This is a genomic window from Flammeovirga sp. MY04 (assembly GCF_001682195.2).
GTDB lineage: Bacteria > Bacteroidota > Bacteroidia > Cytophagales > Flammeovirgaceae > Flammeovirga > Flammeovirga yaeyamensis.
Genome location: NZ_CP003560.2, coordinates 4,708,697 through 4,720,909, shown reverse-complemented (window position 1 = coordinate 4,720,909; position 12,213 = coordinate 4,708,697). Strand labels below are relative to the sequence as shown.

At 32.9% G+C, this 12,213-nt stretch carries 12 protein-coding genes; 10 read left to right on the top strand and 2 right to left on the bottom strand.

Annotated elements, in window-relative coordinates:
• Window positions 1–549: 549 nt before the first annotated feature.
• Window positions 550–1,788, top strand: coding sequence for an exo-beta-N-acetylmuramidase NamZ family protein (locus MY04_RS18945; protein ID WP_066212276.1), 1,239 nt, complete (start codon window positions 550–552; stop codon window positions 1,786–1,788).
• Between the two features lie 502 nt (window positions 1,789–2,290).
• On the opposite strand, the gene MY04_RS18940 is transcribed toward MY04_RS18945, so the two are convergent.
• On the bottom strand, window positions 2,291–2,950 hold the full coding sequence (locus MY04_RS18940; protein ID WP_066212275.1) for a nitroreductase family protein: 660 nt from the start codon (window positions 2,948–2,950) through the stop codon (window positions 2,291–2,293).
• 48 nt (window positions 2,951–2,998) lie between these two features.
• Window positions 2,999–3,766: an alpha/beta fold hydrolase gene (locus MY04_RS18935; protein WP_066212273.1), complete on the bottom strand. Its 768-nt coding sequence runs from the start codon at window positions 3,764–3,766 to the stop codon at window positions 2,999–3,001.
• Window positions 3,767–3,885: 119 nt separating this feature from the next.
• On the opposite strand from MY04_RS18935, the gene MY04_RS18930 reads away from it, so the two are divergent.
• The 9 genes from MY04_RS18930 to MY04_RS18890 all read left to right on the top strand — a co-directional run bounded on the left by MY04_RS18930 (window position 3,886) and on the right by MY04_RS18890 (window position 11,673).
• On the top strand, window positions 3,886–4,383 hold the full coding sequence (locus tag MY04_RS18930) for a hypothetical protein (protein ID WP_066212270.1): 498 nt from the start codon (window positions 3,886–3,888) through the stop codon (window positions 4,381–4,383).
• Between the two features lie 52 nt (window positions 4,384–4,435).
• Window positions 4,436–4,996 carry an aminoacyl-tRNA hydrolase gene (pth, locus tag MY04_RS18925; RefSeq protein WP_066212269.1) on the top strand — a complete coding sequence of 187 codons (561 nt, stop codon included), beginning with the start codon at window positions 4,436–4,438 and terminating at the stop codon, window positions 4,994–4,996.
• 3 nt (window positions 4,997–4,999) lie between these two features.
• On the top strand, window positions 5,000–5,740 hold the full coding sequence (locus tag MY04_RS18920) for an SPFH domain-containing protein (RefSeq protein WP_066212267.1): 741 nt from the start codon (window positions 5,000–5,002) through the stop codon (window positions 5,738–5,740).
• Window positions 5,741–5,767: 27 nt separating this feature from the next.
• Window positions 5,768–6,295, top strand: a complete 528-nt coding sequence (gene rimM, locus MY04_RS18915) for a ribosome maturation factor RimM (RefSeq protein ID WP_066212265.1) — start codon at window positions 5,768–5,770, stop codon at window positions 6,293–6,295.
• Window positions 6,296–6,523: 228 nt separating this feature from the next.
• Window positions 6,524–7,087, top strand: a complete 564-nt coding sequence (locus tag MY04_RS18910; protein ID WP_158297773.1) for a hypothetical protein — start codon at window positions 6,524–6,526, stop codon at window positions 7,085–7,087.
• A gap of 268 nt (window positions 7,088–7,355) precedes the next feature.
• Window positions 7,356–7,892, top strand: a complete 537-nt coding sequence (locus tag MY04_RS18905) for a hypothetical protein (protein WP_158297772.1) — start codon at window positions 7,356–7,358, stop codon at window positions 7,890–7,892.
• Between the two features lie 113 nt (window positions 7,893–8,005).
• Window positions 8,006–8,866 (top strand): LytTR family DNA-binding domain-containing protein, encoded by an 861-nt coding sequence (locus MY04_RS18900; RefSeq protein ID WP_066212261.1) that lies wholly within the window; start codon window positions 8,006–8,008, stop codon window positions 8,864–8,866.
• Window positions 8,867–9,029: 163 nt separating this feature from the next.
• Window positions 9,030–9,446, top strand: a complete 417-nt coding sequence (locus MY04_RS18895; RefSeq protein WP_066212259.1) for a DUF2141 domain-containing protein — start codon at window positions 9,030–9,032, stop codon at window positions 9,444–9,446.
• A gap of 1 nt (window position 9,447) precedes the next feature.
• Complete coding sequence (locus MY04_RS18890; RefSeq protein WP_066212257.1) at window positions 9,448–11,673, top strand: FAD-dependent oxidoreductase; 2,226 nt, start codon at window positions 9,448–9,450, stop codon at window positions 11,671–11,673.
• Window positions 11,674–12,213 lie beyond the last annotated feature (540 nt).

The window sequence follows — 12,213 nt, the reverse complement described above, 5'->3', positions numbered from 1 at the left end:
TATATAATTGAATTGGTAAAAAGCTCTTGGGGAAGCCTGAGGGCTTTTTTTGTATGGGAAATTAAAAATGAAAAGTTAAAAATGAAAAACGTGAGATGTTAAGGAGGGGTATGGGTGGTTTGCACCTCTGGTGCAAATGTTTAGCGAAAGCGTCATTTGTGCCTTTAAAACGTAAGAGGTCTCCCGACCTCGGATTGTAGATATTAGGTAGCAGGTAGTAGGTAGTAGGTGCTGAATTTACGCTCCTCATAACGCGGTCACTAGTTTGGTAATAGCGACAGTATTAAAATGGGTTTTATCTTAATTACCAAATTCACACAAAACCATCCCTTACTTTTTACCTCTTACCTCTTACTTCAAAAACCACATCCCCAGCAATAAATTACTGGGCTTATGATACTCCATCTCCAACAATACAATTTCCCTATTCCCTATTAGTTATTACTTAAATAAACGAGCGTCAATTCCGCAACTCCTCCCTCCTAATTCCTAACTTCTACCTATTTTTTCCCTATCTTCACTTAACGATTACTCATTTAAATATCCCTTATGCTAAATAAATATTTTTACATTACTCTATTTCTGTTTTTTACACTTAACATTCAAGCACAAACCTCATATGTTAAGGTGGGTATCGAAGTGCTGAAAGATCAAAATTTTAAAACTTTAGAAGGCAAACGAGTTGGGTTGGTTACTAATCCTACCGGTATCGATATAAATTTCACTTCTACAATTGATATTTTACATCAAGCTGCAAATGTAAACTTAACTGCACTTTATGGCCCTGAACATGGAGTAAGAGGAGATACAGATGCGGGTGCTCACGTAGATAGTTATCTTGATAAAACCACTAGGCTAAATGTTTACTCTTTATATGGAAAAACTCGAAAACCAACTCCTAAAATGCTCGAAAATGTAGATGTGATCGTCTATGACATTCAAGATATCGGAGTTCGATCTTATACTTTCATTAGTACATTAGGACTAGTAATGGAAGCAGCCGCGGAAAATGGAAAAGAGGTGATTGTTTTAGACCGCCCCAATCCATTAGGAGGTAAAAAAGTGGAAGGTAATATTGTAATGGAAGGATACTTTTCTTTTGTGAGTCAATTTCCAATTCCTTACATCTATGGACTTACCGTTGGAGAATTGGCCTACATGATGAATCATGAAGGATGGCTCAAAGGAGGTAAAAAATGTAAACTCAAAGTAATTCCAATGAAAGGTTGGAAACGTTCTATGAGATTCCAAGATACTGGTCGTGCTTGGGTACCGTCTTCTCCTCATATTCCAAATGTTCAAACGGCCGAACTTTACCCTGCCACAGGTATAATTGGAGAACTTGAAGCTAGTTTTATCGGAATCGGTTACACCCTTCCTTTTGGTGTATTTGCCTCTGAATGGATCAATGGATTGAAATATGCAGAAGCTTTAAATGCTTTACATCTTGATGGGGTACATTTCAGACAAATAACGTTTACACCGTACTATAAAGACAAAAAAGGCAAGAAGCTTCATGGTGTTCAAGTATATATTACCGATTATGATAAAGTAAGATTATCTGAAATTCAATTTCATGCCTTAGCCGTATTAAAAGACCTCTATCCGGATAAAGATCTATTTGCTGGTAAAGAAAATCGATTCGGTATGTTTGATAAAGTATGTGGCACTAATCTTATTCGCACTAATTTCACTAAAAACTATCTTTTTGATGATGTAAAACCTTATTGGAGAAAAGATGAAGAGGATTTTAGGAAGAAGTCGGCGGTGTATATGATGTATAGGTAGGTAGCGAAAATAACGCTCGTTTTTTAATTAGGAATTAGGAGGGAGGAATTAGGAGTTTCTAATCTGACGCTCGTTTTAACTAAGAAGTAAGGAACTAAGAAACTAAGGGTTGATTTCGTTCTATGTAGGTACGTATCAAAAGCCCCGTTGCGGGGGATTTGTTTATAAAGTGAGAGAGAATTCACTAAAAATTCACCTCGCTATAGAGCTTGAATATTGTATTTTTTAGTTGAATTTTATTTCTCACATAATAATTTGATAAATCAGAAATATGTCTAAAATTATACTTTAGTAGATTTTTGACTCTACTTTATTCACTAAAAAACTCTCAAAATTAAAGAAAAGTATAATTTTAAGGGTTTTTCTATCATATTATCAATTTTCATCAATAAAAAAGTTGAGAAATTAACTTAAAGGTAAATTTCTCAACTCAGTATATTTTCAAAGCAAATCGCTATTCACTTTTCACTTTTCACTTTTCACTCTTCACTCTTCACTTATATTAGTACCACTGACTAATTTGGCGAAGTGATTTTCTTTCGATATTAGGCACTAAGGCATCTTTCTCTGGGTATCCAACAGGGATCAATAAGAAAGGTCGCTCATTGGCTGGTCTTTCTAATTCTTTGGCAAGAAAGTTCATTGGCGAAGGTGTGTGAGTTAATGCTACTAACCCTGCCTCATGTATTGCATGAAGCAAGAAACCGCAAGCTAAACCTACCGATTCATTCACGTAGTAGTTGTTGTGTCTCACCCCCATTTCATCTATTTCGTAGACCTGTTTAAAGACCACAATTAACCAAGGAGCTTTTTCTAGAAATGGTTTATTCCAATCTGTGCCAAAAGGCTTCAAATCTTCCAACCACTCTTCAGACATACGTCCGTGATAGCCTTCATATTCTTCTTTTTCTGCTGCTACACGAATTTTCTTTTTCATTTCAGGATTGGAAACAGCACAAAACATCCATGGCTGCTTATTTGCTCCTGATGGAGCTGCACCTGCTGCCTGAATAATATTTTCTATTACTTCTCTTGGAACTTCTTTATCTGAAAATTCTCTTAATGATCTTCTATGAGAAATTTTCTCCAAATATTCTTGTGTCACTTTAAGCATTTCTGCTTCTGAAAGTTCCTTGTGTTTATATGGTATGAATTCTTCCACTTAGTATTTATTGATAGTAAAACAGTGATCAGTGTAAAATTACGTAATTTATAATATAAAATTCAAAACAGCCTCTAATAGTTCCTGAGGCTTCTGTGCATGTACCCAATGTCCGGCATCTGCAATCATCTCTATTTGTACGGAAGCAAATTTTTCATCTATTTCTGACATATCAAAAGACTGAATATAATTAGAGTCCGTTCCTCCAATAAATAAGGTAGGTACTTCAATAAGGTATTTACTATCCAATGCTTTACCTACTTCTTCGATCTTTTCAGTTAAAACAGGTAAATTCATTCTCCAAGCAAAACCACCTTCTTTCTTTCTATAGATATTTTTAAGTAGAAATGATCTTTCACCTAAATTCGGAATGTATTCGGCTAAAATTTTATCTGCTTCGCCTCTTGATTTTAAAGTATTTATCGGCATAGCATTTAATCCTTCTAAGATGGTTTGATGATGCACTGGGTAATGTCTTGGAGCAATATCAACTACTACCATACGACTTGGCACTTCTGGAAAGTTTGCAGCGAATTGCATCACTGTTTTACCTCCCATAGAATGCCCTAAAAGAACAGGTTTTACTAATTCATGTTGATCAATAAAATCTTTAAGGTCTTGAGCTAAAATTTCATAGGAAAATTCATCGCTTTGAGGAGACTGACCATGATTTCTTTGATCGACTAAAAATACATGAAACTTTTCCGCAAATTTCTTCCCTAATGTCATCCAGTTATCACATTGTCCGAACAAACCATGAAGTATAATTAGTGGTGTATTTCCTTTTTCTCCTAGTTCTCTATAAAACAAATTCATCTATGAAATAATTTTTATTGTATATCTAATCAAAAAATAAGCTATATAACTACACTTTGATAAGTGTACTTTATTAGTTTTGAAGTGCAATTTATAAAATCATCTTTTGAAAACTCAAAATGCATAGAATCACATTAAAAATTCTTTCGACTTTCGTACTCTTTTTTAGTATCACTGCTTGTGGTTTTAAAACTTCAGATAAAATCAATGCCCCTGAAGTGAACAAACAGATTAAGGAGAGAAAAATCAAAAGGTTTAAAGAAAACGAAATTGCTGATCAAGCATTCAGAATCGGCTCTCAATTATCCGATTCTATATTTTCTATCAATTGTGGAACGCTTCCGGTTGAATTATTAAAAATTGATCAGAAGGAGTTTATCAACAAAGTATGGGTAGATTGTTCAACACCAAAAGAAGATATTCCAAAGCAAGTTTGGGAAGCTTACGCATACAGTAAAAATCAAAAATTAGAGCTGAAAGACAATATCCAAAGAATAAAAGATGATAATGAAAGAGTAACTGCTTATTTATTTTCATCGCCAAAAATTGTTAACGATTCTCTAAAAGTCCTTCAAATCGAACTGAATCACAAAGCGTTGGTACTTTCGCTTTATTAAAAGTGATCAAAAAACTATCTTTGCGAATCAAAATCAGAAAATAATTTTTACAATGAAATATTTAATCGTCGGTTTAGGCAATATCGGTCCAGAATACGAAAAAACGCGTCATAATATTGGCTTTATGGTGGCAGATGCTATCGCAAAAAAACATGATGCTAAATTCGAGATGGATCGCTTGGCTTATGTGGCAGATTTTAAACATAAAGGAAGAAGCATTACTGTAATTAAACCAACCACTTTTATGAACCTTAGTGGTAAAGCAGTAAAGTATTGGGCAAACCAGTTGAAGATCCAAAAAGAAAATATTTTGGTCATTGTTGATGACTTAGCCCTTCCTTACACTACCTTAAGAATGAGAGGTAAAGGTGGTGCTGCAGGTCACAATGGCTTAAAAGATATTGAGGCCCAATTACAGTCGGCGGCTTATCCAAGATTACGTTTTGGTATTGGTGATAACTATTCAAAAGGAAAACAAGTCGATTTTGTTTTAGGTGAATTTACTGAAGATGAAAAAATAGATTTAGATACATTAATCGATACATCTGTTCAAATGTGTGAATCTTTTTCAAGTATAGGTTTATCAAGAACAATGAATCAATTCAATAAATAATCCATGACAGACAAATTATTAAAAGGATTCTCGGGGTATTTCATGATTATCATACAGACAATTCTATTTGGAGTTGCTGGATATGTGTTATCATTACCCAACCTTGGTGCAGTGAGTATGCTTATTCTCTTTATAGACCTTGTCTTGTTAAGAGGTTACTTTACTGTGGCCAATGGAGAGGCTGCCTTAATTAATTTATTAGGAAAATATAAAGGTACCATCAATGTCGCTGGCTTTTATTGGTCACATCCTTTTAGAAAGATCATTAAGGTAAACCTAAAAAATAATGTACAACATATTGGGCCATGGGAATCTTTTGCTAAAGATGGAGTCGCTTTAGAACTTAACGTCGAATGTCGTTGGCAAATCAAAGATGCGGCTAAGGTACACTTTGGAATGTCTGATGTTCAAGAAACAGTCAATTCCATAACAAAAGAAAAAGCCCAAACTTTAGTAGAGATGTATCCGTTTGATAATGCTAATGGCGTTTCTTTACGATTACACTCGAATGAAATTAACAGTGCTTTGATGACCTCATTAAAAGTACAATTAGCCGAGTTCGGTATTTTACTTCAAGGCGTACGCTTTAATAGTATCAGAATGATCAATAGAAAAAGATCTACTCAGGATGCTATGGTTTTAGCTAAAAAAATGGTCGAAGAAGTACATGAAATCGAACAATTATCTGATCATCAAAAATCGGATATGCAATTGCAATTGTTGTCTATTTTGATGACAGAATAAATTAGAAAAAAGTAAATCAAAAATATTATGCTTAAAGAAGAGTGTTTCGAGTTCGGTAAGATTACTAAAACTCATGGTTTAAATGGAGAAGTATTGATCTTCGCTGATGTGGATGATTTAACTCAATACGAAGGGTTAGATGCAGTATTTATAGAAAGAAGAGGAAATCTTGTTCCTTACTTTTTAGAATACCTTTCGATGCATAACAATAGATTTATTGCCAAATTCGAAGATATAGAAACTCTTGAAGATGCTGAAGCATTAAAAGATGCTCAATTGTATCTTCCGTTAGCTGCTCTACCTGAATTAGAAGAAGGTAAGTTCTACTACCACGATGTAGTTGACTTTACGATCGTTGATAACAATCTAGGTGAACTTGGTCAGATCAAAAAGATCTACACCAATTCTGCACAAGATTTAATTGAAATGCATTACAAAGGGAAAGAAGTTCTTATCCCTATTAGTGATGATATTGTGATTAAAGCTGATATGGAAAAGAAACAATTGATCACCAATTTACCTGATGGTTTAATTGACATATACATGGAAGAATAAATTGTTTAACATCTAATTTAAATCAATTTAACTTTTACACAAGGCTTTTGCGATTTTGTAACAATTCGTAAAAGTCTTTTTTGTTTTTACAGTATAACAGATGTTTATGTTATCAATCGTTTAACTTAAAGCTTATCTATTTAATTATCACTCACGTACATTTGTTGGTATACAAACATACTATTTCTTTATAAGGAATAAAGTTTTATTTATCTTAAACTAATTTACGTGAAAAAGCTACTACTTACATTTGCAGTAATAACTATGTACTGTTCGTTTACCATTAACGATTTACACGCCCAAACTAGTGTTCAGTATTACTATGGTATGGGGAATGTTCAACAAATTTCGGTTTGGCAGAATGTTTCAGATAACGATTTATTAAACTTCCGTGTAGGATATCAAGATTTTGCTGAGGATAATGTTTCTCTGTCTATTGGTTATGGTCGTTTATTTGGAGAGTTTTTACCCTACTTAGTTTTCAATAAAGACGTCACTTCAGACTTAAATAATTATTCGTTTACCAACGGTTATTATTGGGCTCCTGGAGGAAGATGGGACTTTGCATTAGGTTGGACTTTAAATCAGCATGAAACGTATTCGAATCCTCAGGCAGAAATACCTACTGACACTTACAGCAGATGGAGTCAGAGTTATTGGTTTGATGTTTATTATAACCTAACCGATATGAAGGCTCAAGTGGGTGCAGAAGTAGGTGTTACTTCTTCGGGAGTTTGGTTTTGGGGAATCATGTTCTCTAAAGCTTTAGATTTTAGAAAAAAACATAAATAGTTTGAGCAAGGTAATTGTTCGAAAAATACATTGGTCATAAATACCAATTTTATTTAAACTACATCAAACTTAAATTTTTAAGTTGATTCCAAGAAGGTTGTCAAATATTATATTTGACAGCCTTTTCTTTTTTTTAAAAAAATACCGACTTAAACTTAGGTTAATAGATGTTAGTGTTATCAATCATTAATCTGAAGATACTCCTCCATTATTCTATCAAAATTAACTTTGTTATACTAAGCACATTCTAATCGTATATATCATTTAAATGAAAAGGTTTTTAATCATTTTCACCACTCTTCTTTTGTTATTCTTTTCTTTTGATAAAGTCAAAGCACAAACAAGTGTTCAATATTATTATGGCATGGGCGGATTACAACAAGTATCTGTATGGCAAAATATTACCCCAAAGCACATGGTCAATTTCAGGGCCGGATATCAAGATGTCACCGAAAATAATTTCACATTATCGCTTGGATATGGATACCTAACTAAGCATTTACTGCCTTATCTAGTATTTAATAAGGATATCACATCTGGATTAAATAACTATAGCATCAACAATGGATATTATTGGATTTCTGGAGGTCGTTTCGATTTGGCTGCAGGCTGGGTCATGAAACATTCTGAATATCAAATTGACGAAAGTAATAGTTCTTCTGATTGGGCTGAAAAATGGAGTCAAGTGTATTGGTTCAATGTGTATTATAACATCAAAAAGTATAGAATGCAGATTGGAGGTGAAACAGGAATTACATCTTCAGGGGTGGTTGTTTGGGGTTGTATGATCAACCGGTCATTCTAATTATAGAGATAATTAGATTTTTTTTCACTAATAACATAGGAGTAGCAGTAATTTTTATCGAGTACTCCAAAATATTAAAATTTGACTATTTTTGAGTACTAATTAATTCCATTATGTTATTTAAGAAATTAAACGCAGCCTTCCCTTTAATAACAGATCAAAAAATGAAATGGCTAGCTTCCTTTTTGTTTGGTGCATTTGTAATTGTCTTTTTAAGTGTGTTTCAACCTTTTGGCATTGCAGGTATTTCATTCTACAAACCTCTATTCATTTTAGGTTACGGACTTATTACATTTTCTTCTGTAGCTTTTTGTTTTTTTGTACTTCCAATATTATTTAAAGATTTCTTTAAGCCAGATCAATGGACGGTGGGTAAAGCTATATTTTTCACTCTTTTAATCACTTTGATGATTAGTACTGTCAATTGGTACTATACAAGCGTTGTTGGAAAAGAGTTTTTCGATGTTAGCCACTCATACATCAAGTTTATAGGTATTACTTTTTCTGTCGGTATATTTCCAATTTTTGTTTTTATACTTTTCACAGAAAAAAGTTTAAGGCATAAACATGAAGAGGCTGCAAAAAAAATTACCAGAAAGTTAGTCAGCAACGAAGTTAATCAAGCAGTAGTAGAAAAAGGGATTACTTTTCAAACAGACAACAAAACATACACTTACAATTTAGATCAGTTTATCTGTATAAAATCAGAAGGTAACTATATAGAAATTTATTCTATTTCTGATGATCATAAACTGAAAAAAGACGTTGTTCGATTATCGTTAAAATTGGCTCTTCAACAAATTGACAACAGCTACAATGTACATCAATGTCACAGGTCTTATATTGCTAATTTTGATAAAATAATTAGGGTAAGTGGCAATGCTAGAAATTATGAACTCCACATCGATTTCATCGATTTTCAAATACCCGTTTCTAGGTCATTTTCTAAGGAACTGATCAGTATTTACAAGTAAAATATTCTATTTATTTAGTGTCCCATTCGTCCCATTCATCACTAAAACATCCCTTTTTACACAAAAAATGGGCCTTCTCACCCCATTTTCTCCCAACCGTAACTTTTAGGTTTTAACTCTCTAAGGAAAGTTTGTAATTGCAATCAAACAAAAATATCACGTCATGTCTTTCCTGTTAAACCTATTAATATATACTCACCTGTTAAGTATACCTACAGATGATGTAACAATAACTATTTCCGGTTTGAAATCTTCCAAAGGTAAAGTGGAAATAGGTATTTATAATTCATCATCTACATTCCCTAAATCTAATGAATTTTACAAGGGATATTCTATTTCTCCCAATGGCTCGGAAATTACAATTTCTGTAGATGACCTGCCTGAGGGGACATATGCTATAGCCGTATGGCATGACGAAAATGAAGACAAAAAATTAAATACTAACTGGGTTGGAAAACCATCTGAAAAATATGGATTTTCAAATAATGTTTTTGGTGTATTTTCCCCTCCTAATTTTGAGGAGGCTTCATTTAACGTCAAAAAAAATAAATTAACTGAACTAAATATCAAACTTAAATAAGATGTCATACCCACAATACGATGCTATTATCATTGGTGGTGGTCTTGGAGGGTTAGTCTCTGCCGCTACTTTAAGTAAAAGAGGAAAAAAAGTGTTACTCTTAGAACAACATTATGTTATAGGAGGTTGTGCGACTACTTTTAAAAGAAAAGATTTCATCATGGAGGTTGGTCTTCATGAAATGGATGGTTTATACGAAAGGGATATCAAAAATGATATTTTCGATTATCTTGATATCAAAAAGAATGTCGATTTACTACAAGTTCCTGAAGTGTACTATTTCAAATCGAATGATCTTGATTTTGTTCTTCCTCACGGTCATGAAGCAGCATTAAATGCTTTAGCTGATAAATTCCCTCATGAACGTGAGAACATCGAAAAGTTCTTACTTTTCATGGATGCTATACTTTCAGAATTACCCTGTTTTCCAGTGGATAAATGGAAGCAGTATTTGAACTTGCCATTTATGCCTTTGACTTATCCAAATGTGGTAAAAGCATCTAAAAAAACGTTAGGAGAATGGTTGGATCATTACTTTGATGATGATAACCTGAAGTTAGTACTACAGGCCAACTTACTTTATTATCATGATGATCCTTACAGCATGTCTATGATCTATTTTTCGGCTGCTCAAACCTCTTATATTTCTGGAGGAGGATATTTCATCAAAGGTGGGTCACAAAAGCTATCTGATTACCTTAAAGAGTTTATAGAAGAAAACGGTGGTACTGTACTATTAGGTCAGAAGGTTAAAAACATAATTATTGAAAACAAGGTGGCAACTGGAGTTGTTTTCCAAGATGCTTTTAATCCTAATAACACCCAAAAAGTATCTGGAAAAAAAATAATAGCCAATTGTGCTGTGCCAGTGGTTAAAAAAATGCTACCAAATGAGGAAGCTATAAAATTGGGTAAGAAGGTTGATCATTTAAGACCTGCATGTTCCTTATTAAGCATCTACTTAGGCTTTAAAAGCGATATCAAAGAGCTGGGAAGTAAGTATTACTCTACTTTCTTCAACTCATCATCAGTAAAGAATATAAACGATATTTATCCCAATGCTAAAGGCGATTACAAAGAAAGAAATTATGTATTTGTAGATTATAGTCAGATTGATTCTGAACTCGCTCCTCAACACAAAAGCTTTGGAATCATCTGTTGTGCAGATTACCTGACGGATTGGGAAAATTTATCTCCTGAAGAATATAAAATCAAAAAAGAAGAGGTCTCTAGAATTTTTATTGATAGACTTAATAATCAAATACCCGGTATAGCCAATGAGATTGAGTACTACGAATTAGCCACTTCAAAAACAATAAATAGATATACAGGAAATCCATTTGGTACTCCTTATGGTTTTGCGCAAACCCCAGAGCAATCAGGAATGGGGAGAAATCCATTACAATCTCCTGTCAAAAATTTACATTTCGCCGGTGCTTGGACTTTTCCTGGCGGTGGATTTACAGGAGCTATTATCAGTGGTTTCCTATGTGCGAACCAAGTGGACAAATCCATTAATTCTAAAAAGTTAACCAAATCAGATGTTCAAGATAATCGTTTGGTTAAGCTTATTGAGAAAAAAAATATTGCTCAAAATACAGTAGAATTGGTCTATGAAAAACCTGATAATTTTGATTATGACGCAGGACAATATGCCATCCTTGAACTTATCAACCCTGCCTACTCAAAATTAGATATTCCACATCGACCATTATCAATTGTATCACACCCAACTGAAAATAATATACGATTTACTATGAGATACAGTGACAGTGCTTTTAAAAAGTCAATAAGTGAATTAGTTGTAAATGAATACAGTAAAATGTATGGACCTATTGGAAAATTTACAGTTAAAAATGCAACGAAGGGAATTGCGTTTATCGTTTCTGGCATTGGTATTACTCCTATTCTTCCGCTATTAATGGAATTAAAAAAAATGGATTATAAACATCCTATTTACCTTTTCTATTCCAATAAAACTGAAGAAAGTGCCGCTTATCATCAAGATTTCTTAAAAATGAAATTGGATAACTTTAATTATGTGCCGGTTTTTACTTCAAAAGAAAAAAGGATCGATTCTAATTTATTGAATGAGTATTTACATCAATGGGAAGACTTCCAATATTATATTGTTGGGTCAAATGAGTTCAGTAATAGCTTATCAAAGCAATTATCCTGTAATCCATTTATTAATTCGGAAGATATAAAAGTAGATGATTTTGGTTGATTCTGAATATCGGTTACCTGATATAGGTAATTGAAGAGTAACTATTAATTAGATCAAAAATAAAAAAAGAGGTAGAAAAAACTTTAATGTTTATCTACCTCTTTTTACAAAGTGTCTTGTATAAAAAAACAAGCCAGGAACGCATCGCTACAACCTATTACCCTTGCTTACTTCCGTACCTGGGGGATTCTAGGGAGCAAATCGACCTGACTTGCGATGCAAAGGTACGTACATTTTTTTATTCTGCAAGGCTTTTTCCTGAATTTTATCTCAAAAACTTATAAGTTAGTTATAATTATTTTACTATCAATAAATTATAGTTTATTTTTTATCAAAATTATTTTTTTAGGCATAATTAGAATTTACGGATGTAAATCTATAATTGTAAATCACATCAAATTATAAATTAACATCCCATTTAATTTTATTTACAGTCTCTCTCATTAACAACTACCTATTTTTCAATACTATATATTTTAATAAATCCACCAATCTTAAATTAATTTTTGATTTAATTGTTAAAATTTCTTTATAAACACA

Coding starts and splice junctions, on each gene's coding strand:
- MY04_RS18895 (WP_066212259.1), top strand. CDS start 9,030: ATGTCTTTCCTGTTAAACCTATTAATATATACTCACCTGTTAAGTATA.
- rimM (WP_066212265.1), top strand. CDS start 5,768: ATGCTTAAAGAAGAGTGTTTCGAGTTCGGTAAGATTACTAAAACTCAT.
- MY04_RS18930 (WP_066212270.1), top strand. CDS start 3,886: ATGCATAGAATCACATTAAAAATTCTTTCGACTTTCGTACTCTTTTTT.
- MY04_RS18920 (WP_066212267.1), top strand. CDS start 5,000: ATGACAGACAAATTATTAAAAGGATTCTCGGGGTATTTCATGATTATC.
- MY04_RS18890 (WP_066212257.1), top strand. CDS start 9,448: ATGTCATACCCACAATACGATGCTATTATCATTGGTGGTGGTCTTGGA.
- MY04_RS18945 (WP_066212276.1), top strand. CDS start 550: ATGCTAAATAAATATTTTTACATTACTCTATTTCTGTTTTTTACACTT.
- MY04_RS18900 (WP_066212261.1), top strand. CDS start 8,006: ATGTTATTTAAGAAATTAAACGCAGCCTTCCCTTTAATAACAGATCAA.
- pth (WP_066212269.1), top strand. CDS start 4,436: ATGAAATATTTAATCGTCGGTTTAGGCAATATCGGTCCAGAATACGAA.
- MY04_RS18935 (WP_066212273.1), bottom strand. CDS start 3,766: ATGAATTTGTTTTATAGAGAACTAGGAGAAAAAGGAAATACACCACTA.
- MY04_RS18905 (WP_158297772.1), top strand. CDS start 7,356: ATGAAAAGGTTTTTAATCATTTTCACCACTCTTCTTTTGTTATTCTTT.